Genomic DNA, 24255 nt, shown 5'->3' on the forward strand with positions numbered 1-24255 from the left:
CAAGAAGCAACGCAAGCTAAAGAAAAAGATTGGGCAGAACGAGAAAAAGTTTTAACCGAACAACAGTCACTGCTACTAGAATATCAAAAGCAAATCGCTGCTTTCCCAGCGGAATTAGAAGAGACAGTTAAAAAAACGAGGGAAGAAGCGATTAAAGATGTTAACCAGGATGCAAAAGTGAAAGCCGATTTATTTGAGAAAGAATGGCAAGCAGCAAAACAGAGTTACGAATTACAAGTGCAGTCTTTAGAGCAAGTTATTACTAAACAAATAGAGCAAATTGAAAACCTAACGGCGCAAATGCAAGCCGCACAGCAACAAGCTCAAGAATTAGCATTGAGAGCCTTTCAAAATGGAGCTAGAGGTTAGGGGAAGAATGAAGAGATAAGGGAGACAAGTTACAAGTCAGGAACCCTCTTTCTTACCCTGCTCCCTGCTCCCTGATAACTGACAACTGAAAAGGAAATTATTTATGGTAGCAAGAAAACTAAGTGAAAAGAGTACGAAAGCTGAGATCCTAGCGGCTTATGAGGAGATGTCGAAAGAAAAAACCATCCTGAAATCTCAACTCGATAAATTAGCTAAGGAAACTCTCATAGTTCAAGCAAAACCAATATCCGAGCCAAAACTAGCTATGAATCAATCTGCAACAGTGCAACAAAGAATGAATTCTATTATTGATAACTTAGGCAAAATTCAGCTAGGAGTTGGTAGTGCTGTCAGCGAATTATCGGAGCAGCTTACTACAGAAGCTTCCAAATTACAAGAGATTCGTCGTAATGTGGCAACTGAGACAGAACAATTACAAATTTTACATAGTCTAAAAAAGATTGATGACACAACTTTAGATAGCTTGATTCAGAGTTATGAAGACAATTCAAAAACTTTTAGCGAGGAGTTTAGTCAGAGACGAGAAACTTTAGAGCAGGAAGTAGAAACAAAGGTTAAAGCATGGAATAAAGAGCAAGAAGAATATAAAGTTCAGATTAAAGAACGAAATGAAACTCAAGCAAAAACTCGTCAAAGAGAGACTGCGGAGTATAAATACAATTTAGAATTGCAGCGTAAATTAGCGGTAGAAGAATACGAACAAACTCAGAAAAATATTTATCGCGAATTAGAGGAGTTTCAGCAAATCCAAGAGAAACAATGGATGGAAAAAGAAAAAGCAATCGCGGAACGCGAAAAGCAGTTTGCAGAAGCAAAAGCTAAAGTAGAAATCTTTCCTAAAGAAAAAGAAGTGGCACTGAAAAAGGCAACAGAAGAAGGAAAAGGCATCGCTCACTATCAGGCAAAGATTAAAGCGGATTTATATGCTAAAGAAGTCGAAGGACAAAAGCGATTTTACGAACAGCGCGTCCAATCTTTAGAACAACTTATTCAAAATCAAGAAGCGCGGATTCAAAGCCTTGCTAAACAATTAGAGGCAACTTCCAAACAAGTACAAGACTTAGCTGTGAAAGCTATTGAAGGGGCAGCAAATGTAAATTCTTATCAAACGGTTAAAGAAATTGCTTTGGAGCAAGCTAAGAACGCCCAGAAAAACAAGTAAGTGCATCCTTTTACAAGCTCAAGTTGATTGCTCAAGTGTAAGCAACAAGCTATCATTTTAGTGAGATAAGCGCGATCGGCTACAGGTAGTCGGACATACCAGCTTAGCCTGCATGGAAGTGGAAACAACAGATGCAAGATCGACAATCTAGAGAAATTGATGAAATCTACGAAAGCTTAATGGCGCTCAGCAACCAAGCTTTAACGAGCAATCATTATGAAGCGGCTTATCACGCGCTAACAGCCGCCATGCACTGTGCCAGCGATCTGGGCGACGAACAGTATCTTACAAGAGTGGAACAGGAAGCGAAAGCACAACGTGACTGGATTGACTCCCATACACCAGAACACCGAATGTCCACGCAGTCAACCAACAAGCATCATGGGAAGAACTTATATGACATGTTGGCACGACAGGCGACAGCACAGATTGCGATCGCCAAACAAAGGAATCGACTCAATAGCAATCGGCATTTTCTCAGCCAGGAAGTGCATTTAGGAAAATTTTCTCAAGAAAAGAGTTAAATAGAATACTTGGAATCGCTGTTCTTGAACTCGATTCGGTTTCCAGCAGCTGATTCTACTAGCGGTACTGCCAAATCTAGAAAACTGCCAAATTGCTTCATGTCACTTAATTAAAAAACCATTAAATATTGACATTTGACGGTAAATCTAAGGACTGAAATCATATTAGGTGTAAACAACATTACAAATCTCTACAATCTGAATCGGTAAGCTGTTGAGAACCCTCCGATTGCTCAACAACCGCCATCTCCTGGCGGTTTTTTATTGTTGATTGAACGATCGCCGTAGAGAGACATTACATGTAACGTCTCTACACTGAAGATCGGCGACGGCGACAGCGTTCGGAACAATATTTCACATCATCCCAACAGTCTGCCCATTTTTTCCGCCAGGTGAAGGGGCGTTGACACACTGGACAAATTTTTGTTGGTAGGTCAGATTTAGATCGAGTGCGTGCCATATACAGTTGTTGAGAGAGTAACTAAATTTTACGGAATTGTGAATGAGCCTACTTCCCCCTCATATAGTAAAAATGGGCTTGCAGCCCCCGGCTACCCCTTGGCAGCGGTAAGAATCGTGCTGGTGGAACCAGCAGGTTCGCTGAATGTGGGAGCGATCGCCCGCGTGATGAAAAACATGGGTTTGCGGCAGTTGGTGTTAGTCAATCCCCAGTGCGATCCGCTGTCGCTAGAAGCCCAACAAATGGCAGTTCATGCCTTCGATATCTTGCAAGCAGCCCAAGTTGTAGAAACGCTACCAGCAGCCTTGCTGGGGTGTACTAGGGCGATCGCTACGACTGCTCGTCCTCGCACCTTAGACATTCAATTAGAGCAGCCTCAAGATGCTTTACCTTGGTTAATTTCAACTTCAGAACAAGCAACAGCCTTGATCTTTGGTCCCGAGTCGCGAGGATTGAGTAATGAGGAAATGTACTACGCTCAGCGCTTTATCCGCATTCCCTCCAACCCTGCCTATCCTTCATTGAATCTAGCTCAGGCAGTGGCGATCTGCTGTTACGAACTGGCGAAATACAGCCAATTGGGAGTTGACGATGAAAAGAGTGCGATCGCAGTTGACTACGCCTCTGTAGAAGCATTAGAAGGGTTTTACCAACAACTCGAAGCGCTACTACTCAAAATTGGCTATCTTTACCCCCATACTGCTACTAGCCGCATGGAAAAGTTTCGTCAACTCTTTAACCGGACTCAGTTAGAAAATACTGAAGTAGCAATGTTGCGGGGGATATTAACTCAGATGGAGTGGGCTATGAGGAAGTCGGAATTCGGAAGTCGGAATTCGGAAGCGATCGGTGATTAGCGATCGGTTTTGCGGCTTCTCCCTTACCTTTTTTTGAGGCGTGAAATGCACCTAGTCGGAGATTTGTTCAGCTTATCTCTGTATTTTTCCAATTTATTGCTTTTATAGGCTATATTTCACCTGAAGCTTTATCGCCATTCCAAATTGGTTGAGATAAACTTTGACCCAATACTACTTGCTTTTACAACTCATGCAAGCAGTGGTAGGTTATTGTTCAAGTCCAGTTCGCCCTTGTTGTCTTCTGTAAGTCAATGGTATTAGAAAGCGGGTCGTCAAATTCAGGTAAGCGGTCAAACGCTGGGCATAAAAAAGGTCTCAGTAGTTCGCAACAGCGCGAACAGGCTAAGATGCACAATCCGCGTGGGCGTTTCTCACCACAAGAGAGTCGTCTACTCCCTTCAGAACCTAGAAACAGTGACAGGAAAAACCGCAGCCAAACAGTGGCTTCCTCTGGGGCTAATGGTAGCAGAAGAGTCACGGAAGAAACACTGCCAGCACCAACCAGAAAACAGAGTAAGCAAAGACAACACCCGCAGCGCCAGAATAAATTGATTGTATACGCCTTGCGGTTGTTAATTCTGGGAATTGGCATCAGCGCGATCGCGGGTACGGTGCTATCGGCTTTAGATCCCACCACGCGCATCACTTCTGAAGAAATACCAATTACGGCAATGGAAGTTATGCCGCAGCTACAAGCCAGAGAAATTGTTGCCCATGCTGCACCACTCCAGCCAACCCAAGAAATTACGGCACTGAAAACGCTGATGCAACAGTTGGCAACGAACAACACTAAATTGTTTCCTGGGATGTTTTTTATCGATCCCGAGACAGGGGCTTATCTAGATTGGAATGGAGATACAACTTTTGCAGCTGCAAGTACGATCAAATTTCCCATCTTGGTTGCTTTTTTTCAAGATGTAGACGCGGGAAAGATTCGATTAGACGAGAAGTTAACTTTAAAAAAAGAATTAGTTGGTGGTGGTGCGGGAGGCTTTCAATACAAGCCGTTGGGTAGTCAGTTTACTGCTTTGGAAACGGCAACTCAGATGATTATTGTTAGCGATAACACGGCAACTAATTTACTGATAGAGCGTTTGGGTGGCATCGCAGCTTTGAATCAGCGGTTCAGAAACTGGGGTTTGACCGTAACAGAATTGCGGAACTTGCTACCAGATTTGGCAGGAACAAATACGACCAGCCCTAAAGAGTTAGCTCAATTAATGGTAGCAGTGCAAAAAGGAGATCTAATTTCCGTCAAATCGCACGATCGCCTACTCAATATCATGCGCCGCACGCATACAGCCACGCTATTACCAAAAGGATTGGGACCAGGGGCAACAATTGCTCACAAAACCGGAGATATTGGTTCAATGGTAGGGGATGTCGGTTTAGTCGATCTGCCCAGCGGTAAACGCTATATTGCCGTTGCTATGGTCAAGCGCCCCCACAATAACGCTCAGGCAAAAGAATTGATCCGGCAAGTCTCGCGTGCTGCTTACCAGGAGTTTAGTAAGTGAGCGGTTGGTTGTTGCAGGTATATCTAACATTCACCAAAATTGTTACGGCAGGCGATCGCTATTTTGAGAGAATGAAGGTCGTAAACTGCTGGCACAAGGCAAAAATTATCAACAGCGCGAATGTCATTCGCAAACGTTGTAAAGCATCTTTAGATTCTTTGCAGCGCTCTATCCGGTTTCTGACTTCTGTACGGGCGGGTTTAGCCCAAGATTCGCGACTTCGGCAATAAATCTGCCCTCAAAACCCGCCCCTACAAATCCTTCCTTCCGATCCCTGTACGGGCGGGTTTAGCCCAAGATTCGCGACTTCGGCAATAAATCTGCCCTCAAAACCCGCCCCTACGACTCCTGATTTTTGACTTTTGACTTCGCCATGACTATCACTATTTCTCTCAAGGCTGACAACTTCAGTAGCTTAGATGTATTGCCAGCTGCCAAGACGATCGAAAATATATCGCAAGAAAAATCGGCGATCTCTACTTACGAGCAGCAACTTCGCTTCGAGATCGATTATCCTCGTCCCTCAGACGATCCACGGGAACTGTCTGAAATTCCCGAAGTACGGATGTGGTTTATTCGCCTTGACAGTCGCTATCCCTGGCTACCTTTTCTCTTAGATTGGAAGGCAGGCGAGCTGTCCCGCTACACTGCCATGCTGGTTCCCCATCAGTTCCATCGCCAAGAAGGAATTCAATTTAATCCCGAAGCCCTAGAAATTTTCCTCATGCAAAAAGTTTTCGTTCTGCATGACTGGTTACAACAAATGGGTATTCCCAGCACGGCAAGGCTGAAATCTATGGGTCAAATGCTAGGCTATGACTTAGAAGATGATTTGTTTGGAATGTTATGAATCGTCATTCGTCATTTGTCATTGGTCATTTGTAAGGAGTCAGAAGTCGTAGGGGAGGACAGTTGCGTGCGGGGGTTCCCCCCGTTGAGCAAACTGTCCGTGCGGGTTTACCAAAAAACTCCGTACTAAACAGAGAGTATAGGTGAACCCGCCCGTACAGGAGTCAGGAAATTTTGAATTGCGACTTGCCACTTGTCTCCCTTGTCTCCCTTGTCTCCCTTGTTCCCCTTGTCTCCCTGCTCCTGCCCAAATCAGCCGCCCCAAACCCGTTCTAAAACAGTTTGCGGTGCGATGTCTGAGAGTTTGCCTGTAGGAGATTTGATGGCGATAAAGCGATCGCTCGGTGGGATTAACTTCTTGGGATCTGTAGCTCCAAACAACGCAATCGTATAGGTTTGCACTGCTACTGCTAGATGCATGGGCGCACTGTCAGTACATAGCAATAAATTGGCAGCAGCAACAATCGCTGCTGTTTTCCCAATATCTGGAGGATTGGTCACCTTCAGATCGGGAAATGCTTCCTGTAGCGATCGCACCAACTGCTCGTCCTCTGCTGTTTGCACTAGGATCGCAATTGGTAGATCTGGCTGACGCTGTTGCAAATTTTGAATCACTTGTCGCCAACTTTGAACTGGGTAGGTTTGGATGCTGGTTTTCACAGCCGCAAGTTGGCTAGAGCCTCCGTGAATTAATATGTAACCGCTATCTTTGATTCCCAGTCGTTGCTGCTCTTTGTCTGCCCATTCTAGGTCTGATTTAGGGACGTTAATCGTTAAATCAGGACAGAGGGTGGAAATTCCTAATCCTTTGAGCAGATCGTGATATATTGCCGCGACGTACTGCTCGGTTTTTAGGGGGACGGAGTTTGTCAGAAACAGATTTCCTCCCCCCTGGTAGCTGACTCGCACTGCAACGCCACTCAACCAGAGCGCCATACCTACAAAAGGGCGCTGTCCGGCACAAATCGCGATATCGTATTCGCGATCGCGGATATTACCGATTAGATCGACCCATTCTGTCAAACTGTTACGGTCTTTGAAGTCGAACTTTAGCACGTTGGACACCGACTTACAGATTCGGTATGCTCCCAAAGAGCCAGGCTCTGCCACCACATCGATTTCAGCGTCGGGATAATTTCGCTTCAGATCGTCCAGGGTGGGAAAGAATAGAATTTGGTCGCCAATCCCGCCAGGGACTAGGGCTACTATTCGCATATTTACTGTTCTACGCTTACTCGCTCTTATTTTAGGGGAACATATACTTATGCGAAACGATAAAAATGTACATTTTTCTAGTTATTAGGGAGCAGGGAGTAGGGAGCAGGGAGCAGGGAAGAATTAAACTACTACTATTTGCCTCTTGATAATTACCACGCATCACTCACCACTCACCACTCGCCACTTTCTTAAGAAACTGTGTATTTATTAATTCCAGCCGCCGGAATGGGACGAAGAATGGGTAGCGATCGCAATAAGCTGCTATTGACGCTGCGATCGCAACCTTTAATTGCTTGGACGCTACGCGCAGCCGAAGCATCTCATGAAATTAGTTGGATCGGCATTATTTCCCAACCTGCCGATTGGATAGATTTGAAGGAAATTCTGGGGGATTTATGCTTAACTAAACTCGTACAGTTAATTCAAGGGGGGAATACCCGCCAAGAGTCCGTTTACAACGGCTTGCAGGCTTTGCCAGCGGACGCTAAACAAGTCCTCATTCATGACGGCGCAAGATGTCTCGCTACACCAGAATTATTCGATCGCTGTGCGGTAGCGATTCGGGAGAATTCGGGATTCGGAATACCCCTGCGGGGAAGCAAGCTACAGAATTTGGAATTAAAGCACGCACCACCCGACTCCCGACTCCCGACTCCCGACTCCCCAATTAACGGTTTAATTGCCGCAATCCCAGTCAAAGACACGATTAAAGTAGTAGATGATGCTGGATTGATTCAAGATACACCAGACCGCAGCCAGCTTTGGGCGGCGCAAACTCCACAGGCTTTTGACGTGCAATTATTGAAGCAGTGTCACGCAAAAGGTTTAGAGCAAGGCTGGGAGGTTACGGACGATGCAGCTTTGTTTGAAAAGTGTGGCTTACCCGTACAAATTGTTGAGGGCGAAGAAACAAATTTAAAATTGACGACACCAATGGATTTGGCGATCGCAGAGTTTATATTACAGCAAAGACTTGGAAATAAGTCGTAAATCGTAAGTCACTCCTCTCTGCTTCCTACTTCCTGCTTGCTTTTTTACTAATAACTGACAATTGAAAAATGGCTTTTAATTCGGTTTCTAGACAAATCTTTGCTATGGGTGGCGGCGGTTTTTCTATGGAACCAGAAAATCTTCTACTGGATAGATACATTCTGGGACTATCAAAGAAGGAAAAACCCAAAGTTTGTTTTCTTCCCACCGCTAGCGGTGATTCTGATAAATATATTGTTCGATTCTATTCAACGTACATTAATTTGCCCTGTCAGCCTTCTCATCTATCTTTATTCCTTCCACATACAGCCGATCTCAAATCTTTTATTCTCAACCAAGACATCATTTATGTAGGTGGCGGAAATACGAAAAGCTTAATTGCTCTTTGGCAAGAGTGGGGGCTAGATAAAATTCTTCAAGCCGCTTGGGAAAATGGCGTTATCCTTGCTGGTTTAAGTGCAGGTTCTATTTGTTGGTTTGAACAGGGAGTAACTGATTCTATTCCCGGGCAATTGACTGTTTTACAATGTCTTGGCTTAGTCAAAAGTAGCAACTGTCCTCATTACGATGGCGAACCGGAAAGAAGACCAGCTTACCATCGGTTATTATCTCAAGGATTAATTAAGCCTGGATATGCTGCTGATGATGGTGTTGGCTTACACTTTGTTGATAACAAACTAGAGAAATTTGTTAGTTCTCGCCCTTTGGCGAAGGCGTATCAATTAGACAAGCTAGATGGAACGGTTACAGAAACAGTTTTAGAACCAATCTACTTAGGCAAGGATAAACGATAGTTGTAACTTTGCCCATTCTGTCATCAGTAGCGGTTGCTGCCATATTCCCCTCTCTTAGAATATGCGATCGCTACACTTTAGTAGACTTTGCTACCAACCCTAATTGCAACCCCGATGGATAGCTACCTTCTTCCTTAATCCGCTTGATTTCCACTTCGGAAATTCGTAGGTTAAGTTTAGGCGCGATCGCTTTGATGATATCGCCTCGGTCTATCATTCCCGCTATTGCTCCAGCTGGAGAAAGTACGGTTAGACGGGGTAGTTGGTGGCTTTCCATCTGGTTGATGACTTCGACTAAAGATGTCGATTCCTCAACGTGGGGGATTTCAGTGAGGGGATGAACGATGCTGTGTAAAGTTTGCGTTTCCCACTGACTGCGTTCGACAAGGCGCAAATCGTCAATCGATACCATCCCCCGATAACGCCCATCAGATGCAGCAAAATAGGTTTGTGGGGCGGATGTTTCGAGCAGATAAAGGTCGGCAAAAGCCCGCAAGGTCATATCGGCATCTACGACGCGAAAATCGCGGGACATAGCATCGGTAGCGTGCAGTTGCAGCAAGGCTTCTTGTAATTTCGTGATGCGCTCGTACGCACTAGCATGGCGAATACCAAACCATCCCAGCAGCACCAACCACAGACCGCTGACCAATTCACCCGTAAAGAATTCTATCGCCGCACCAGTCGCGATCGCCGACCAACCCAAAAATTGTCCGGTTCTCGCCGCCCAACGCACGGCTTGAAAACGGTTGCCCGTGACTTTCCACACTGCTGCTTTTAATACCTGTCCTCCATCTAAAGGTAAGCCAGGAATTAAATTAAACAGTGCCAAAATTAAATTCACTCTGGCTAAGTCTGTCACCATGACATTAGCCAAACTCGATGCAGGCAAAACCAAGGTGATAAGAGCAAGAATACCAAACAAACCAATACTCACTAAAGGTCCGGCGATCGCCACTTGTAATGCTTCGCCTGGAGTTTTCGATTCTTCTTCAATCGAAGCAATTCCACCAAAAAGGAATAGAGTAATAGAATTAACCTTAATTCCTTGCGATCGCGCCACTAAGCTATGACCGAGTTCGTGCAGCAAGACCGAACCAAATAACAGCAGTGCAATCGTTAAACCCGCACTTCCAGCTAAGATATTTCCCCAAGGTGAATAACTCAACCCAAAATTGAGGGCAACAAAAGTTAAAATAACAAACCACAAGGGGTCTAAAAATAGTGGAATGCCCCATAAAGCTCCAATTCGCCAACCTGTTTGCATGGGATTTTCCTAAACCAAATTTCTATCCATCTGAACTATAGGTTATGGCTTAAATAAGATTCGATTGCCGGATTGCGATGCCATCTAAAAAATTACAAATCTTAGCTAGCCCCTATATTTTCTAGGATAAAAGATTTGGCGATCGCACTAGGTTTAATTGAATTCGCGCTAACCGTACAAGCAAACTGCGATCGCTACTTAAAACTGCAAGCTGCGAAGCTTCTTATGCATCTGTGTGCAGACGACATCACAAAATTTATTCTTAATATGACAATTCTGATGTACATGCACGCTAGCAGGAACGCACAGCCATGCGTTCCTACAGAATCTGCGTGCTATATCTCATTGAAAATGATTATATTGCTTCTCGTTACGGATAACCGTATCAGTTGAGTTACTTGAGAATACCCAAATTATTCAACCCTAGCACTGCCGGAATCGCAATCACATGCCCTGCACTCATAGCAGCAAGGAAGGAACCAATACTGGGATTATTAAAAATTCCGGCAAATGGTCCCAAGGGAAACTTAGTTCCCACATGGGGATAGCGGATCGTGCGAGGAATAATGAACAGACAAATCAAACAAGTACCTATAATCACCGCCGATCCCGTCCAACTCCACTTGAGTGTATCGGGAACAGTTGGTTGAACTTCGGCTAGTGTTAGTAAGAGTGATTCCAACAAAGCTTTAACTCCTAAAATCAACAGCTCTTGGCTACACTCTATCAAAGTGACTTTGCCAAGAAATGTTATCTATCTTAGGAGTTAATGTCAGGGAGCAGGGAGGAGGGAGCTTCAGGTGCAGAGGGGCAGAGGGGCTTCAGGTGCAAAGGAGACTAGGGAGAATTTAATTCCGAATTCCGCGATCCCCGAATTTTCCCCACACCCCACACCCTACACCCCACACCCTACACCCCACACCCTACACCCCACACCCTACACCCCACACCCTATTTACTAGCCACTAGCCACTTACTTGACTCCCGAATTCCTACAAAAATTTAGCTCAGCCAACCGAGGTTGGACAGTCCGAGGACGATTCCTGCTCCGACGACGTGACCAAATGCCATTGATGCTACAAATGTACCAACGCTGGGACTGCCCAATACTGGTAAGTTTACGGGTAACTTAGCGCCGACTTGAGGATATTTGATACTGCGGCTAGCGATTAGCAGTATTAATAAGGAGCTAGCACTGATAATCAGTGCTACTTGCGGACTCCAGCTGATAGTGTTGGGAACTGTTGGTTGTGTTGCAGCTAGTAAAATTGTATTAATCAAGGTTTTTTCTCCTACATCGAACTATGGAGCGCAATTTCAGGATTATCAAAATTGTTTTGCCAGGAGATAGTATTTGTTTTAATAGTTAACATTAGCTTTATTTTTCTACACAAACTTGGCTTGTATGCGAATCAAAATTTGCGGCATTACGAAACCAGAACAGGGAAAAGCGATCGCCTCTCTTGGCGCAACTGCTCTAGGGTTTATCTGCGTTCCCAACACGCCTCGCTATGTCAACCCCACTCAAATTCGAGCCACGATCGCGCAGCTACCAGCTACGGTAGACCGGATTGGTGTTTTTGCCAACACCACCCTAAAAGACATTAGCCAAATCGTCGCAGCCACGAAATTGACAGGGGTACAGTTACACGGAGACGAATCACCCGCCTTTTGCCATCAGTTAAGATCTTTGCTGCCCGATGTAGAGATCGTCAAAGCATTAAGAGTTAAAAATCCAGAAGCACTAGAGCAAGCAGCTATTTATACCACTTATGTAGATGCTCTCCTGCTAGATGCTTACCATCCTCAACAATTAGGTGGTACGGGAAAAACGCTAGATTGGAATGCCTTACAACAATTTCAACCTAGTTGCCCTTGGTTTCTCTCCGCCGGACTCACACCAGATAATATTCTGGCTGCTTTAACTCAACTTCATCCTCATGGCATCGACTTATCCAGCGGAGTAGAACATTCCCCAGGAGATAAAGATTTAGATAAGGTTGCCCGACTGTTCGAGCAACTGCGCTTAGCGATCGCTGATTAACTGTCATTTGGATTTCGCTCTCAGCTGTTATTAGTTAATAGCTGATGAGAAAATGATGGGAGTGTTAATAGTTGATGGTTGATAGTTCGGTTCTCCAGTTGACAATTAGCTACTGACAATTAACGTCTTTCACCCCTAACCCTTTCCTACCCCTAGCTCATCTTCATGTCTTGGAACGAACTACTACAACCCGATTTAATCCTAGAAGGATCTGTGCTGAATTTGACCCCAGAAATGATTCAGCAATACCACCTCAAAGGCTTAGTGTTAGATGTGGATGAAACCTTAGTACCAATCAAAGCTACAACAGCGTCAGCTGCTCTGCAAGCGTGGGTTTCACAAACCAGACAATTTGTCAAGCTGTGGTTGGTAAGTAATAACCTCAGCGATACTCGCATTGGTGGTATTGCTAGGTCTTTGGATCTGCCTTACATTCTCGGCGCTGTCAAACCCTCTCGACGAAAGCTAAGGCTGGCGGTAGAGGCAATGAATTTACCAGCGGAACAGGTAGCAATGGTAGGCGATCGCCTCTTTACTGATGTCATCGCTGGCAATCGCTTAGGTATGTTCACCATTTTGGTCGAACCGTATGTCGATCCTGGTGAAGCCGTCCGTGCTTATCCCATCCGCAGCTTGGAAGTCCTAGTCTCTCAAGCTCTTGGAGCCTCCCTCGTCCCCAAGCAAACAAAAATTAACAAGAGATAATAAATCTTTGAAAAAACAAACATTAAGAAATTATTAAAGAGAGTGGAGCTGAGCAAAATGTCTGAGATTATACTAAAAGTTAATAAGGGGTCGCGCTTATAAAGACCCCAGCCATAAATCATCAGTCATAACCCCATGAAGCGCCAGCCTTCTTCTCTAGAAGGACTGGTGCTTTATGATTGTTTAGTTGTTAGGGAGCAGGGAGCAGGAAACAGTGACCAGTGACCAGTGACCAGTAATTTCTCCTCAGCAACCTTGCGCTCCCTCAGCTCTCTTCTCCCCCTGCCCTTTAAAGATGTTGCAAACTCAAACCATTGTTGTCAAAATTGGCACTTCTAGTCTGACGCAATCGCAGACAGGTTTACTAGCTCTTTCCACGATCGCGACTTTAGCAGAAACGCTATCTCATCTCCGTCGTCAGGGGCATCGGGTGATTTTAGTGTCTTCTGGAGCTGTAGGGGTCGGTTGCGCTCGATTGGGGCTGACAGAGCGCCCCCGCACGATGGCAATGAAACAGGCAGTAGCGGCTGTCGGACAGGGACGGTTGATGCGCGTATACGATGATTTTTTTACAACTCTGCAACAGCCAATCGCTCAAGTGCTGCTGACCCGTAGCGATGTTGGAGAACGCAGTCGCTATGTCAATGCATACAACACGTTTCAAGCCTTGTTGGAAATTGGCGTGATTCCTATCGTCAATGAGAATGACACGGTAGCAGTCCAAGAACTGAAATTTGGCGACAACGATACTCTCTCTGCCCTAGTTGCCAGTTTGGTTGAGGCAGATTGGCTATTTTTACTGACAGATGTAGACCGTCTCTATTCTGCCGATCCGCGATCGTTTCCCGATGCTCAGCCAATTGCGTTGGTAACGCACATGGAACAACTAGCCCAATTACAAGTACAAGTAGGTTCTCCTGGTTCCCAATGGGGAACGGGTGGCATGGTGACGAAGATTGCAGCGGCACGAATTGCTACTGCGGCTGGTGTCCGTACTGTCATTACTGAAGGGCGGTTCCCACATAATATTGAAAAAATTATTCAGGGAGAGCCTTTAGGAACTCAGTTTGCGCCTCAACTTCAACCGACTAACGCTCGTAAACGCTGGATTGCTTATGGTTTAATTCCTACGGGCAAGCTTTACTTAGATGACGGTGCGGTCAAGGCAATTTGCCTGCAAGGAAAATCTTTACTAGCGGCTGGCATTACTACCATCGAAGGCGAATTTGACAGTCAAGATGCAGTTCAAATTTGCGATCGCTTTGGCAAAGAAGTTGCTAGAGGCATTGTCAACTATAGCAGTAGCGAACTGCAAAATATTCGCGGGCGACACTCGAAAGAAATTGCCACAATTTTAGGCTATGCTGGTGCAGCAAACGTAATTCACCGCGATAATCTAGTTTTGATTTAATCTGAGGAATTGAAACAGATAGGTATTTTCTCAAAAACTGCTCTTACGAACTTTAATGTTTGACTTTCCGAGCTGGAATACTAACTAAAAGATGTATCCCTTTCATAGATGAACTAATATATGTCATTAGTCCATAGATAAAAGTAACAATTCCTAGCATTTCCATGCCTTCTTCTACAGCGATCGGAGCATAATACATCGGGCGATCGCCATACAAAGACTTATAGTATCCGTTGAACATTTCTACCAATAAGGCTCCGCCAACGTAAATGCCTCCAGATAACAAAAGATAGATACTCGATCTTAGGAAGAAGAGAATTAATGAAGCGCAGAAATGCCAGAAAGCAGATAATCGTAAGAATGCTGCCAGGTATTGTCCAGGCGAAATAGAAAAAACCGCTTGGATGGAATTTATCCGTAACAATCCAACCGATTCTTTCGTGAATTCCAATTGCCTCATCTATATACAAATAGAAAAAAATAATTGCTAGTGCTGTCCAGTGAGAAGCGTAGGGTTCTCGATTGGCTTTTTTACTATATGCGATCGCCCCTAACAGTAAAGCACAAAATAGCAAGAGCGACCACGAAAAGAATGCAGGGACGGTTTGTTCGCCATCTATATTAAATAGAGAGACTAAAGTATCCTGTAACAGATAGTCAGGTACAAGGTAAGTACTAACTTGAACTAAAACACAGACAAAAATTACGCTCAATACCGAGATGAGCAAAAATCGAACGATCTTTTGAGGGGAAAGATAGATATTCGGACTAGTAGCAAATCGATTGTTCGGTTGGAATAACGTTTCGTCCAGGAATTTCTGCTCCCCTATCTCGCGCTCTGGTAATACAATTTTTTCATCACATATTCAATAGTTTCCTGTTTTACCCAACCTCCGGCTGATAAAATTTCTCCTATACATTTTTCTGTCTGGTGTTGCTCTTCAAGCGCAGTTTATAATTGAGCTGAGTTGATAATTCCAGACTCAACTAAATACTGTTCCAAAGGCTTTGCCAGCGATGGTTTTAGCTCTACATCTCTAGTCATTGATTCTTCCCCACATCCAGGTCAATCTCCAAGGCAAAAGACGGCTAGCTCTGCCTAATATCATCATTTATTAAAAATCTATTTTTTAGTTAACAGATGGTTAACTAAAAGTAAAGTTAATGAACCACAAATTTATAATTTTTTAAGAAAATATACCTAGCAAAGGCAAGAAATAATTCATTATTAGTTTTAAGACTTGAATGCGATCGCTCGCAAGACCCGTAAGTAGTACAAATAAACTGATTTAAGCGCAATTAGACAACAATACAGCATGAAAAAAGCCCAACTTTCTAATTCGCTAAGTTGAGCCAGATAATCGTTTTCAAGTAAATTATTCGATGCCTTGGTGTAACAAACAACTAAGCGCTGCGACGTTTTTTCTCAGATGTCACAATATTTATATGTAAGCCTGTCCCTTTCATATAGTAACTTATATAGTGGAGTAACGAGTAAATAAATACTGCTACGCCTAACATTTCTAAGCTTTCTTCGATTGTGACAATAACAGCATAAATCATATTGTTCCGATCGTTAATTAGACTAGAATAGTAACCTCCAATCATCTCCATTCCCAACGTACCGCCAACGTATAAGCTACCAGCTAAGAGAAATAAGCGGCGAGTTTGGTTAGGAAGATGACCGAGAAATCGTGTGAAAATAAGCAAGCAAACGAATGTAAAAGCAGCGCCAGGAATAACCCAGGCAAAGTAAAAAAAACCACTTGTATTTAATTTTGAGTGTATCGGCTCAATTAATTTTTCATGTAGGCTGGCAAACTCATCAATAGCTAAAAATAGAAATATTACTGATAAAGTCATCCAATAATTAATGTATGCTCCTCGAATTGCTTTCTTGGCATTAGCAATAAATTCTAAAAGAATAGAACAAAAAAGTAAAGTTAAAACAGAATACATTGTCGGAACATTAGACTCATGATCTACAAAAAATAAACCTGACAAAATAGTTTTTGAAGGATAATCTGGTAGATAGTAAAGTCCAAATTGTACGCTCAAGCTAGCAATAGCAAGTATGCCGATCGCTCCTAACAAAAATTTTAATGCGTGCTGTGGTGTTAGTTCAAATAATAGGGTTGGCGGCAAATCTTCCCGCACTGGACTGCGTTTTATCACGTCAAATTCTCCAAATGATTTTCTATGTTTTAAATAGAAAAATGCTTGTTACTACGCAATGAGGTTTCATAAATTAGCTATGAAACCTCATAATCAAATATTTTAAAAATGTTAACCTAGATTTAACCTAAGATTATGTAAAGGTTATTTGAAAGTTCAGTGAAAAGAGTGTAAAGTTATACAGCATTAACTGACACAACCTTTCTGCTGTAGTCGGCGTTTGGCGATCGGTAGAGAGCTGGATTAGTTGTTCTGTTGGCGGTTAGCGTTCGGTTCTAAAAGATTGAATTTCCGCTCGTAGTGTATCTGTTGTCGCCATTAGCTCAGTTTGGGCGATCGCAGTTTGCTCTTTAGTTGCCATCCACTTGAGTTTGACAGTTTGGTTTGCTGCCTCCTCATCGCCCAAAATTAGACAAGCCACCGTGCCGCTTTTATCAGCACGGGCAAATTGCTTTTTAAAGGCACTACCGCTGAGGTCTAATTCGACGCTAAACCCTGCTTGGCGTAATTTCTGTGCTAATATCAGTGCTTGCGCCTCAGCGCGATCGCCCCGTGAAACTACGTAGAAATCTAATTCCGAAACTGGGGGCGTTTGCAATTGTTGTAATAAAATAATCAATCGTTCTAGACCAATTGCCCATCCTACCGCAGGCGTATCGGGTCCACCTAATTCTGTGACTAACCCATCGTAACGCCCGCCACCACACACTGTTGCTTGCGCTCCCAAGTCATCGGAGATAACTTCAAAAGCTGTGTGGGTGTAGTAGTCTAATCCTCTGACTAACCTGGGATTGAGTTGGTATTTAATGCCTAAATCACTTAGTAATTGCTGTACCCGCTCGAAGTGTTGCTGCGACTCAGAGCCGAGATAATCTAAAATGCTAGGAGCGTTTTGAGCGATCTCTTTAGTGCGCTCGTCCTTACTATCTAGAATTCGTAAGGGGTTGCGGGTCAAGCGATCTTGAGAGTCTGGGTCTAATTCGCCTTTGTAGGGCGTGAAATAGTCTACCAGTGCTTGACGATAATTGTGCCGATCTGCTTTATTCCCTACTGAATTAAGATCGAGATGCAGGTTTTTCAGGCCTAGATTTTGTAAAATCTCTGTAGCGATCGCAATAACTTCTGCATCTGCCCTCGGATCGGCACTACCGATAACCTCTACGCCTAATTGGTGAAATTGCCGCTGTCTACCAGCTTGAGGGCGCTCGTAGCGAAACATCGGACCCGTATACCACAAACGCTGCACGCCGCCTTGAGCGTATAGCCCATGTTCGATTAGAGCGCGGACAACTCCAGCCGTACCTTCTGGACGCAGGGTAATTGAGCGATCGCCCCGATCCACAAAAGTATACATTTCTTTGCCCACCACATCCGTAGCTTCACCAATTCCCCGTTCAAACAACGTCGTCTGCTCGAAAATCGGCGTACGAATCTCTCGGTAGGCGGCTTTGCTTAAAATATGCCGTGCCGTTGCCTCTACCCGTTGCCAAAAGACAACCTCATCGGGCAGAATGTCTCGCGTCCCGCGTAGTGCCTGAATTTCTCCCATAATTAAGGGGTAAGGGGTAAGGGGTAAGGGATAAGGGATGAAGATAGAAGTCAGAAGCGGGAAGTCGCCAATCGGAAGTATTTCACCGATTGCTAACCACTAACCATTCTTTACTGCTCCCTGCTCCCTGCTCTCTGCTCCCTGCTGGAAAAGCTGTTGATAGTAAGCCAAAATCCGGTCTACTAATTCTCGACTTGCCGAGCTAGCCGTAGGAGCGTACTGAATCCACAATCCGCCCACTTGACTTCGATCGTAGTCAAACTGCTGGTTCGTTGCCGGATACAAACCTGTTTCTACCCCTTCCACTTGACGTAAATGGGCAGCAACTTCCCTGTAAACTGCTAAAGGCAAGCCAGGAAAACAGATTTCATATCTTAACTTACTATCCTGCTGTGTTTGCATCTTGACATTGAGCTATGAGAGACAAGCCGCTATTTGCTTTTCAGCAATCGGTTAATCAATTCTTGGCGATACATTCTCGCCTTGCTGTTTGATTGTACCGCTGTTGTGGTGCGATTAGTTGGCGATCGAGTCAATATAGCTACCAAGCGCTGCTTGGATTGTTGGGCTGATGGCAGTTTGGTAGAAGATTGCAATTGACTAATATTGTCACCTTCCACTCCTGGCAGCGAATCATTAGCCGGTTTTGCTGCTGGGGTATTTGAGGGATTATCCGGCTGTGGGGATACTTTTTCGCTATTTTCCCCCCTCTTTAGCTCTGTAGGCTGTGCTTCTTCTGGAAATGCTGTCGAAGGTTGAACGGTTGGCAAAAAGGTTTTTGTCTGCACTGCTGGCACTGACTCGCTCGACGATTGCGCGTTTGGATCGTCAGTTGGTAACGGAGAGGTTCTCAACCGATTTTTCAGTTCTTCTGGAGATGGAGTTTCTGGTAACGGCTGATTTGGTGTAGAGTTATCCATCGTTGGCGGAGATGGAGGTAATGCATTCTGTCCGCCTGCACTAGGAATAACACCGCTAGATGGTAGTGATGGTACGGAAATAGAAGACGAGGTTTTCCCGGGTGAGCCTGGAGTTGTGCCAGTATTTGCTTGAGCTGGTTCTTGTCCGACTACTCTCGACACCTCTTGACCGAATTGTTCTAAAACTACCACTGGCTCGGAGCCTGGGTACATTTCAATTCTTTTCACGGTCACTTGTCCGTCAGCTAGCCGTTGCCCTTCACTGACATAACGGCTGGTTGCCTCATTTGGCACTTGAACGATTGCTTGAAACTGATTGCCGACTTCAATGACACCTAAAACAGTCGTACCCCTAGCTAAATCTGGTTGTGGCGGTGCGACTGGCATCGGGGGAGGTAATGGAGCTGGCTTTAGGACTGGTGTAGCAGGAATTGATGGCGGTTTCGGGGGTTTTGGCGCTGCTGCTACTTTTGGCTGCGAATCGTACAGTTCGGCAAACGGGTCTGGACGACCTTTTTGGACTTGTTGAGTGCGCCGGTCTGAATTAGTTGGCTGAATCAATCCAGCTGTTGGTGTAGCTATTGGCGGCGTTTTTTGGCTAGCTTTTGGGTCTGGCTGCGGCGATTGGTCTGGTTTTTTCTCTAGTTTTTGGGCGTTATCTGGTTTTTGTGCCACGATAATAGGCTGGCTCTGTGTCTGAGACGGCTCTGAGCTAGAATCAGAGGCTTGAGTAGCAGCTGTTGGTTGGACGTTGGTACTACTGGTTTCCTCACCTCCCGAACCACACCCGGCTATTGTCAAAGCTAGCATTCCTGCTACAGCGGTCGTTGAAAGTCGATGCATACCCCTTCCTTACCCTTTATTTATGATTTAGATAGTGCGTTGAATGACACCAAACACGTCCTTATTGTTTATTTGCCTCAATCTCAATGGCAGCAAATTCGAGCCAGGTTTTTAATTTAACTAAAAATTTTTCAGAATTATTCTCGGCGATCGCGAGACAATTTGCTGTCAGTACGTACCAGCGTATTACCAATACTAATTATTCATCATTGCCTGCCATCGATCTTTTCAAGGTAGCAAGTCCTTTTTTAACACAACGAGAAACAGTGACAACACTGATACCTAACCGTTCTGCCACTTCTTTTTGAGTTAAGTCATAGAAAAAAACAAATTTTAAGACTTCGTGAGTGCGCTGCTCTAACTCTACTAAAGCTTGTTGTAGGCGCAGTTGGTCTTCCTGAGCTAGTTGAAAGCTACGATATTGTTGATCGGGAACCATTTCACCAAGAGACATTGCTCCTTCTTCATCCTGCACCGGAGTATCCAAGCTTAAAGGGGAGCGATTTGTCCATGCTAGTTTAATCTCTTGCCATTCCGTAATAGAAATTTTCAGCTCGGCGGCGATTTCAGCATCCATGGGCTGGCGATTGTGTTGCGTGCGCCACTCTTGAGAAAATGTCATTGCCTGTTGCTGGAGTGCAAGCCAGCGTCTCGGCATCCGCACTAATACCCCTTTATCGCGCAGATAATGTTGAATTTCACCCCGAATGTAGGGAATGGCAAACGAACTGAAGGCATGACCTTTAGATAAGTCAAATCTTTCAATTGCCCTAATTAATCCCATACAACCGACTTGCAGTAAGTCTTCATAACTTTCCGTGCATTGATTGCTCCAAAAGTGGGCTTCTTTTCTCACCAATCCTAGATTCAGTGTCACCAGTTGATTGCGGATCGCTGCGGAGCGAGACTGTTGATACTCTCGTAGCAGTTGAGCGCTCTCGCGTTTAAGTTCGGGACTCGTTAAAGTATAAGTAAGAACCATAATTGATTTATTGTTAAGCGATATTACGGAAGCTACTGCTGCAAGTTTTATGGCTCGGCATCGCATTTTGCCACAAATACTCAAGGGAGCAAAGTTGTAGAAAAGGCTAGAAAAAACTGAAATGACTCATAAATGGAGATTCAGGGAAAAATTGTTTGTGCGGTCGAAAAAAAGCTTAATTTTAGGTCGCTAGATAGATTACGAATAAGGGGTTGACAACAATCCAGGGTATTAACTTTTGCATAATCGCAGCTACCGAAATTCCACTGATCTTTGTTTAACGTAACTTTTGCTCTACTGATAACCTCCTAAAAAAAACTACATAAAGTAGCTAGCAATATATGCAAAAAAAGGGGCTGAATGCCCCTATACAGTTTTTAACCAGTTTTTAACATGCAGTTTTTATCGACACTTGTAAGTTACCGATAAGTTCAGTAACTGATAACGTACCTGCTTGTGCTTTTCATAACGCTTCTCGCTCGATACAATACGCTTGTAGGGGCGCACAATAGCTGTACGCCCCTACAGGTCTTGCATCCGATTCAATTGTCTAACAATTTACGCTTGTGGTTCGATCCGAGCGTAGAATAGACCGCGAACCTTTACATCTAAAGCTTCCTTCGCACCCATGTCCGTATCAGAAGGTTGGATGCTCTCGAAAGTACCAGCTACCTCTCCTGTGGCGTTATCAACTTTAGCAACTTGGAGAGAAATTGAGCCGTTTTCAATACCCGCACTCTTGACATTGGCATACCCTTGCTTGTCTGCTGATGCAGGTAGAGCTACCGCATTGTCGTACCCTGTGGTTACGCCTCGTCCTTTAGGGTCGAGGAAGTTAGCAGTACGATAAGAGGGGACGTTAAACTTACCTTCAAAGTCAGTGGAAGTGTTAATACTGGTCAATCCAGGCTGAGTTTGTGCAACCAAGTCTTTGATTGTGAACAAGAAAGGTACTCTTTCACCACCTGGTAATTGTACGGTAATCGCTTGGAAATCAAGACCATCTTTTTCAACGAAAGTCAAGCTTTTGTCAGGATTGACTTTAAGATCGCCCTGTACCTGGTCGATGGTCGAAGTGTAGCGAGTCAACAGTTTTCCAGCAATATATTCTGCTTCTTGACGCTTATTAACTGGTTCTTCTTTGATAAAGAATGATGTTGGCTCTAAGCACAGCTCTACCATTCTGTACGATTGATTCGGATCGATCGCGATCGATCCGCGAGATGTTTCTGACAGTTGAGGACACTTATTAGCTAGACCAGTGCCTCTAATTTGCTCGTATGTGAGTAGTTCTCTGCTTGCTACTTGTGAGGGTTCGCTACAGGCAGTAAGAAATCCTAGACACAAAGCTAGGAAGGCAACAATTAGCGCGCGATACTTCATCGATCAACCTCAATTTTTAAGTCTGTATCTAACCAATAAAAATGCTAGTGAAGACAAGTGACAATCAAGCGAATATTAGCTTTCATTACCAAGAGTACATTTGTTTGTGCGGGCAACAAATGCGAACAATTGCTTATAATGCGTTTTTCGTCAGGTAAGATCCCCACTCATTTCAAACACTTTTTCACTCTTGGGATTTAGCTCATTGAATGATGATTCAACCTCGCTCCCATTACAGAATTTTACACGGGGATGTGACCTTTATGTAGGGGGTGAGGAGTGAGGGGTGAGGGGTGAGGGGACAAGGGGGACAAGGGAGCAGAGGAGCTTCAGGTGCAGAGGAGAGATCGGGAGCAATTCTAGCCACTAGCTACTCACTACACCCCACACCCTACACCCTACACCCTACACCCCACACCCCATTCTTCACTGATAACTGTCTAGCCTTTTTGCCGCTGCCTGCGGATGGCGGCTTGAGCGGCGTTATGTTCCGCTAGGGTGCGGCTGAAAACATGAGAGCCGTCGTAACGGGCAACAAAGTAGAGATAGGACGTTGATTCGGGATCGAGTGCAGCTTTGAGACTGGCTATGCCAGGGCTAGCGATGGGTGTAGGTGGTAGTCCTGGATTGCGATAGGTATTGTATGGCGAAGGGGTATTAACTTGGGCGTAAGTAAGGGGCTGGTCTGCTGTTTGGCGCAGGTTGAGGGCATACTCTACCGTAGGATCGGAGCCTAGTGTATAACCTTTTTGCAATCGCTTGACAAATACGCCTGCAATTCGCGATCGTTCTTGAGGGATAACAGCTTCTTTTTCGACAATACTAGCTAATGTCACCCATTGCTTCAGGTCGAAATCAGTCCGATCTTTGCCTTGTTCGTATAAAGGTAGGGCAACTTGCTCGAAGCGTTGCAGCATTTGGTTCACCACCTGAGTTGGCGTAACAGAACCACTACCAATCTTGTATGTGTCGGGGTATAAGTAACCTTCGAGATGGGGAATATCCGCAGGTAACCAGGAAAAGCGATCGCGCTTAATTTGACTGGCGGCATTGAGAAACTCGCTAGCAGGGAAATATCCCTGTTGTTCAAAGTAAGCCGCCATTTGCCGCAAAGACCAGCCTTCAGGAATCGTGAAGCTCTGCTGCACGACCTGACCGTGCCAGATCTTATTTGCCACTTCTTCTAAAGACTGACTGGGAGAGATTTGATATGTCCCTGCTTGAAATCCCCCATTGGAATTTCGCCAGTGCAGCCACCTTGCCCATAAATTCCATGCTTGACTAGAGCGAATTAGTCCTTCTGCCTCTAGCTGCTTGCCGATTTGCTGGCTAGCCGTGCCTGGATGAACGCGAAACTGCACTTGCGTAGCATTTGCTGTCTCTAAAGGTTGAGACGGGGCGCTGGAGCGCTGCCACCAATTCCAGCTCGACCAAGCGCCTACCCCCAGAGTCAAGGGAATTAAAGCCCAAATTATGCGCCACTTAAATAGTTTTTGCACTACTATATGCCCATAGGTATCGACAACTACTATCTAAAGGCAGTAGTTTACGCTATTCTTCCATTTCGTCAATCAACTGCTCTGCTAGTAGCGGTTGTAACTTTTGAAACTCTTCTGGAGACAGTAGCTCTGGATTGCCGGAGCTATTCAATCGCGCAAAGAATAACAAGGGGTCGAGGGGCGTATAAACTGAGTACTCTTGGTCTTCGTGGTAGAAACTAGCTAGCAGTTGCAGTTGCTCTGGTTCTATATCGCTGGTATCATCTTCAATTTCCAGCGTAAACAATTCTGATTCTTCCACTGGGGGTAATTCCCCTGCTACGGTTAAAGCATAGGCTGTCCGCTTGAGGACTAGATTTTGCTCGGCGAGAACGGCTTCAGCAGTAGGAAAAATACTATTGATGGTTTCGTCATCTTCTACGGGAACTGCTTCTTCCTCGTCGCTATCATGACTTTGCCAAGCAAAAATTTCTACTGCTGCATCTGCGGGTAGGAGTAAGAGATATTCTTTGTCTTCGACCAACAGCGATCGCTCTACGTAACATTCTAAGCTTCGCCCTGCTTCGTCTTTGAGCGTGACGGAACTCGAATTGGAATATTCGTTATTTTCTTCAAATGCCGATGAAAACATAGCCATAATAGCTGACGGAAAACTTTAGATTAGCTTAAAGCTGAGGACATGGGAAGAGTCATCAGTTGCTAATTGTTGGTTGTTG

General features: G+C 44.7%; 30 protein-coding genes and 1 pseudogene. 14 read left to right on the forward strand and 17 right to left on the reverse strand.

Translation table 11 applies throughout. The features are described from left to right. The 3 genes and pseudogenes from ACRC32_RS16605 to ACRC32_RS16615 all read left to right on the forward strand — a co-directional run. Positions 1–369, forward strand: a pseudogene (locus tag ACRC32_RS16605) (hypothetical protein); the annotation flags it as partial. 103 nt (positions 370–472) lie between these two features. Further along, complete coding sequence (locus ACRC32_RS16610; RefSeq protein WP_438555008.1) at positions 473–1552, forward strand: hypothetical protein; 1080 nt, start codon at positions 473–475, stop codon at positions 1550–1552. Positions 1553–1683: 131 nt separating this feature from the next. Continuing rightward, on the forward strand, positions 1684–2076 hold the full coding sequence (locus ACRC32_RS16615; RefSeq protein WP_438555009.1) for a hypothetical protein: 393 nt from the start codon (positions 1684–1686) through the stop codon (positions 2074–2076). A 310-nt stretch (positions 2077–2386) separates the two neighbouring features. Here ACRC32_RS16615 and ACRC32_RS16620 read toward each other — a convergent pair whose 3' ends face one another. Further along, positions 2387–2536 (reverse strand): DUF2256 domain-containing protein, encoded by a 150-nt coding sequence (locus ACRC32_RS16620; RefSeq protein ID WP_106169315.1) that lies wholly within the window; start codon positions 2534–2536, stop codon positions 2387–2389. A gap of 38 nt (positions 2537–2574) precedes the next feature. On the opposite strand from ACRC32_RS16620, the gene ACRC32_RS16625 reads away from it, so the two are divergent. The 4 genes from ACRC32_RS16625 to ACRC32_RS16640 all read left to right on the forward strand — a co-directional run bounded on the left by ACRC32_RS16625 (position 2575) and on the right by ACRC32_RS16640 (position 5760). After that, positions 2575–3393, forward strand: a complete 819-nt coding sequence (locus tag ACRC32_RS16625) for an RNA methyltransferase (RefSeq protein WP_438555010.1) — start codon at positions 2575–2577, stop codon at positions 3391–3393. Positions 3394–3740: 347 nt separating this feature from the next. Then, positions 3741–4910, forward strand: a complete 1170-nt coding sequence (locus ACRC32_RS16630) for a serine hydrolase (protein WP_438555011.1) — start codon at positions 3741–3743, stop codon at positions 4908–4910. Then, positions 4907–5140: a hypothetical protein gene (locus tag ACRC32_RS16635; RefSeq protein WP_438555012.1), complete on the forward strand. Its 234-nt coding sequence runs from the start codon at positions 4907–4909 to the stop codon at positions 5138–5140. The genes ACRC32_RS16630 and ACRC32_RS16635 overlap by 4 nt, the downstream gene beginning before the upstream one ends. Positions 5141–5283: 143 nt before the next feature. Then, positions 5284–5760 carry a CRR6 family NdhI maturation factor gene (locus ACRC32_RS16640; RefSeq protein WP_438555034.1) on the forward strand — a complete coding sequence of 159 codons (477 nt, stop codon included), beginning with the start codon at positions 5284–5286 and terminating at the stop codon, positions 5758–5760. A 39-nt stretch (positions 5761–5799) separates the two neighbouring features. Here ACRC32_RS16640 and ACRC32_RS16645 read toward each other — a convergent pair whose 3' ends face one another. Continuing rightward, a complete protein-coding gene (locus ACRC32_RS16645) occupies positions 5800–6024 on the reverse strand; it encodes a hypothetical protein (protein WP_438555013.1) in 225 nt (74 codons plus the stop codon). Then, positions 6012–6974: a glycosyltransferase family 9 protein gene (locus ACRC32_RS16650; RefSeq protein WP_438555014.1), complete on the reverse strand. Its 963-nt coding sequence runs from the start codon at positions 6972–6974 to the stop codon at positions 6012–6014. The genes ACRC32_RS16645 and ACRC32_RS16650 overlap by 13 nt, the downstream gene beginning before the upstream one ends. Positions 6975–7175: 201 nt before the next feature. On the opposite strand from ACRC32_RS16650, the gene ACRC32_RS16655 reads away from it, so the two are divergent. Together ACRC32_RS16655 and ACRC32_RS16660 are read left to right on the forward strand one after the other, a co-directional pair. Next, positions 7176–7967, forward strand: coding sequence for an IspD/TarI family cytidylyltransferase (locus ACRC32_RS16655; RefSeq protein WP_438555015.1), 792 nt, complete (start codon positions 7176–7178; stop codon positions 7965–7967). A gap of 68 nt (positions 7968–8035) precedes the next feature. Then, entirely contained in the window at positions 8036–8761 is a 726-nt protein-coding gene (locus ACRC32_RS16660; RefSeq protein WP_438555016.1) for a Type 1 glutamine amidotransferase-like domain-containing protein, read from the forward strand. Positions 8762–8831: 70 nt separating this feature from the next. Here ACRC32_RS16660 and ACRC32_RS16665 read toward each other — a convergent pair whose 3' ends face one another. Both ACRC32_RS16665 and psaK (ACRC32_RS16670) read right to left on the reverse strand, forming a co-directional pair. Continuing rightward, complete coding sequence (locus tag ACRC32_RS16665; protein WP_438555017.1) at positions 8832–10028, reverse strand: site-2 protease family protein; 1197 nt, start codon at positions 10026–10028, stop codon at positions 8832–8834. Between the two features lie 394 nt (positions 10029–10422). Beyond that, a complete protein-coding gene (psaK, locus tag ACRC32_RS16670) occupies positions 10423–10713 on the reverse strand; it encodes a photosystem I reaction center subunit PsaK (RefSeq protein WP_438555018.1) in 291 nt (96 codons plus the stop codon). 115 nt (positions 10714–10828) lie between these two features. On the opposite strand from psaK (ACRC32_RS16670), the gene ACRC32_RS16675 reads away from it, so the two are divergent. Further along, the gene (locus ACRC32_RS16675) at positions 10829–10990 is read left to right on the forward strand and encodes a hypothetical protein (RefSeq protein ID WP_438555019.1); all 162 of its coding nucleotides are present in this window, start codon (positions 10829–10831) and stop codon (positions 10988–10990) included. 40 nt (positions 10991–11030) lie between these two features. Here the strand turns inward: ACRC32_RS16675 and psaK (ACRC32_RS16680) are convergent, their stop codons facing one another. Continuing rightward, the gene (gene psaK / locus ACRC32_RS16680; RefSeq protein WP_015153486.1) at positions 11031–11309 is read right to left on the reverse strand and encodes a photosystem I reaction center subunit PsaK; all 279 of its coding nucleotides are present in this window, start codon (positions 11307–11309) and stop codon (positions 11031–11033) included. 124 nt (positions 11310–11433) lie between these two features. Between psaK (ACRC32_RS16680) and ACRC32_RS16685 the strand changes: the two genes are divergently transcribed. The 3 genes from ACRC32_RS16685 (at position 11434) to proB (ending at position 14188) form a co-directional block, all read left to right on the forward strand. Further along, a complete protein-coding gene (locus tag ACRC32_RS16685; protein WP_438555020.1) occupies positions 11434–12072 on the forward strand; it encodes a phosphoribosylanthranilate isomerase in 639 nt (212 codons plus the stop codon). 165 nt (positions 12073–12237) lie between these two features. After that, positions 12238–12777, forward strand: coding sequence for a YqeG family HAD IIIA-type phosphatase (locus ACRC32_RS16690; RefSeq protein ID WP_438555021.1), 540 nt, complete (start codon positions 12238–12240; stop codon positions 12775–12777). 295 nt (positions 12778–13072) lie between these two features. Further along, positions 13073–14188, forward strand: coding sequence for a glutamate 5-kinase (proB, locus tag ACRC32_RS16695; protein ID WP_438555022.1), 1116 nt, complete (start codon positions 13073–13075; stop codon positions 14186–14188). Positions 14189–14240: 52 nt separating this feature from the next. On the opposite strand, the gene ACRC32_RS16700 is transcribed toward proB, so the two are convergent. The 9 genes from ACRC32_RS16700 to ACRC32_RS16740 all read right to left on the reverse strand — a co-directional run bounded on the left by ACRC32_RS16700 (position 14241) and on the right by ACRC32_RS16740 (position 22040). Then, the gene (locus ACRC32_RS16700; protein WP_438555023.1) at positions 14241–14429 is read right to left on the reverse strand and encodes a hypothetical protein; all 189 of its coding nucleotides are present in this window, start codon (positions 14427–14429) and stop codon (positions 14241–14243) included. Continuing rightward, the gene (locus ACRC32_RS16705) at positions 14410–14901 is read right to left on the reverse strand and encodes a hypothetical protein (RefSeq protein WP_438555024.1); all 492 of its coding nucleotides are present in this window, start codon (positions 14899–14901) and stop codon (positions 14410–14412) included. The genes ACRC32_RS16700 and ACRC32_RS16705 overlap by 20 nt, the downstream gene beginning before the upstream one ends. A gap of 691 nt (positions 14902–15592) precedes the next feature. Then, the gene (locus tag ACRC32_RS16710; RefSeq protein WP_438555025.1) at positions 15593–16363 is read right to left on the reverse strand and encodes a hypothetical protein; all 771 of its coding nucleotides are present in this window, start codon (positions 16361–16363) and stop codon (positions 15593–15595) included. A 262-nt stretch (positions 16364–16625) separates the two neighbouring features. Continuing rightward, the gene (gene hisS, locus ACRC32_RS16715) at positions 16626–17912 is read right to left on the reverse strand and encodes a histidine--tRNA ligase (RefSeq protein WP_438555026.1); all 1287 of its coding nucleotides are present in this window, start codon (positions 17910–17912) and stop codon (positions 16626–16628) included. Positions 17913–18011: 99 nt separating this feature from the next. Next, a complete protein-coding gene (locus tag ACRC32_RS16720; protein ID WP_438555027.1) occupies positions 18012–18314 on the reverse strand; it encodes an acyltransferase in 303 nt (100 codons plus the stop codon). 29 nt (positions 18315–18343) lie between these two features. Next, entirely contained in the window at positions 18344–19675 is a 1332-nt protein-coding gene (locus tag ACRC32_RS16725; protein WP_438555028.1) for a hypothetical protein, read from the reverse strand. A 61-nt stretch (positions 19676–19736) separates the two neighbouring features. After that, on the reverse strand, positions 19737–19868 hold the full coding sequence (locus ACRC32_RS16730) for a hypothetical protein (protein WP_438555029.1): 132 nt from the start codon (positions 19866–19868) through the stop codon (positions 19737–19739). A gap of 6 nt (positions 19869–19874) precedes the next feature. After that, positions 19875–20657 carry an RNA polymerase sigma factor SigF gene (locus ACRC32_RS16735; RefSeq protein WP_438555030.1) on the reverse strand — a complete coding sequence of 261 codons (783 nt, stop codon included), beginning with the start codon at positions 20655–20657 and terminating at the stop codon, positions 19875–19877. A gap of 558 nt (positions 20658–21215) precedes the next feature. Beyond that, a complete protein-coding gene (locus tag ACRC32_RS16740; protein WP_438555031.1) occupies positions 21216–22040 on the reverse strand; it encodes a photosystem II manganese-stabilizing polypeptide in 825 nt (274 codons plus the stop codon). 293 nt (positions 22041–22333) lie between these two features. On the opposite strand from ACRC32_RS16740, the gene ACRC32_RS16745 reads away from it, so the two are divergent. Continuing rightward, positions 22334–22537, forward strand: a complete 204-nt coding sequence (locus tag ACRC32_RS16745; protein WP_438555032.1) for a hypothetical protein — start codon at positions 22334–22336, stop codon at positions 22535–22537. Here ACRC32_RS16745 and mltG read toward each other — a convergent pair. Together mltG and ACRC32_RS16755 are read right to left on the reverse strand one after the other, a co-directional pair. Next, on the reverse strand, positions 22481–23539 hold the full coding sequence (mltG, locus tag ACRC32_RS16750) for an endolytic transglycosylase MltG (RefSeq protein ID WP_438555033.1): 1059 nt from the start codon (positions 23537–23539) through the stop codon (positions 22481–22483). The genes ACRC32_RS16745 and mltG overlap by 57 nt on opposite strands. A gap of 52 nt (positions 23540–23591) precedes the next feature. Next, the gene (locus ACRC32_RS16755; RefSeq protein WP_039715744.1) at positions 23592–24170 is read right to left on the reverse strand and encodes a DUF3727 domain-containing protein; all 579 of its coding nucleotides are present in this window, start codon (positions 24168–24170) and stop codon (positions 23592–23594) included. Between the last annotated feature and the right edge of the window lie 85 nt (positions 24171–24255).

The organism is Chroococcidiopsis sp. (assembly GCF_051657925.1).
Classification (GTDB): domain Bacteria; phylum Cyanobacteriota; class Cyanobacteriia; order Cyanobacteriales; family Chroococcidiopsidaceae; genus Chroococcidiopsis.

Excerpts from the sequence above, each read along its gene's own strand:
- ACRC32_RS16610 (WP_438555008.1), top strand. The coding sequence starts at position 473 with ATGGTAGCAAGAAAACTAAGTGAAAAGAGTACGAAAGCTGAGATCCTA.
- ACRC32_RS16615 (WP_438555009.1), top strand. The coding sequence starts at position 1,684 with ATGCAAGATCGACAATCTAGAGAAATTGATGAAATCTACGAAAGCTTA.
- ACRC32_RS16620 (WP_106169315.1), bottom strand. The coding sequence starts at position 2,536 with ATGGCACGCACTCGATCTAAATCTGACCTACCAACAAAAATTTGTCCA.
- ACRC32_RS16630 (WP_438555011.1), top strand. The coding sequence starts at position 3,741 with ATGCACAATCCGCGTGGGCGTTTCTCACCACAAGAGAGTCGTCTACTC.
- ACRC32_RS16640 (WP_438555034.1), top strand. The coding sequence starts at position 5,284 with ATGACTATCACTATTTCTCTCAAGGCTGACAACTTCAGTAGCTTAGAT.
- ACRC32_RS16650 (WP_438555014.1), bottom strand. The coding sequence starts at position 6,974 with ATGCGAATAGTAGCCCTAGTCCCTGGCGGGATTGGCGACCAAATTCTA.
- ACRC32_RS16660 (WP_438555016.1), top strand. The coding sequence starts at position 8,036 with ATGGCTTTTAATTCGGTTTCTAGACAAATCTTTGCTATGGGTGGCGGC.
- ACRC32_RS16665 (WP_438555017.1), bottom strand. The coding sequence starts at position 10,028 with ATGCAAACAGGTTGGCGAATTGGAGCTTTATGGGGCATTCCACTATTT.
- ACRC32_RS16685 (WP_438555020.1), top strand. The coding sequence starts at position 11,434 with ATGCGAATCAAAATTTGCGGCATTACGAAACCAGAACAGGGAAAAGCG.
- ACRC32_RS16690 (WP_438555021.1), top strand. The coding sequence starts at position 12,238 with ATGTCTTGGAACGAACTACTACAACCCGATTTAATCCTAGAAGGATCT.
- proB (WP_438555022.1), top strand. The coding sequence starts at position 13,073 with ATGTTGCAAACTCAAACCATTGTTGTCAAAATTGGCACTTCTAGTCTG.
- ACRC32_RS16700 (WP_438555023.1), bottom strand. The coding sequence starts at position 14,429 with ATGTTCAACGGATACTATAAGTCTTTGTATGGCGATCGCCCGATGTAT.
- hisS (WP_438555026.1), bottom strand. The coding sequence starts at position 17,912 with ATGGGAGAAATTCAGGCACTACGCGGGACGCGAGACATTCTGCCCGAT.
- ACRC32_RS16720 (WP_438555027.1), bottom strand. The coding sequence starts at position 18,314 with ATGCAAACACAGCAGGATAGTAAGTTAAGATATGAAATCTGTTTTCCT.
- ACRC32_RS16725 (WP_438555028.1), bottom strand. The coding sequence starts at position 19,675 with ATGCATCGACTTTCAACGACCGCTGTAGCAGGAATGCTAGCTTTGACA.
- ACRC32_RS16735 (WP_438555030.1), bottom strand. The coding sequence starts at position 20,657 with ATGGTTCTTACTTATACTTTAACGAGTCCCGAACTTAAACGCGAGAGC.
- ACRC32_RS16740 (WP_438555031.1), bottom strand. The coding sequence starts at position 22,040 with ATGAAGTATCGCGCGCTAATTGTTGCCTTCCTAGCTTTGTGTCTAGGA.
- ACRC32_RS16755 (WP_039715744.1), bottom strand. The coding sequence starts at position 24,170 with ATGTTTTCATCGGCATTTGAAGAAAATAACGAATATTCCAATTCGAGT.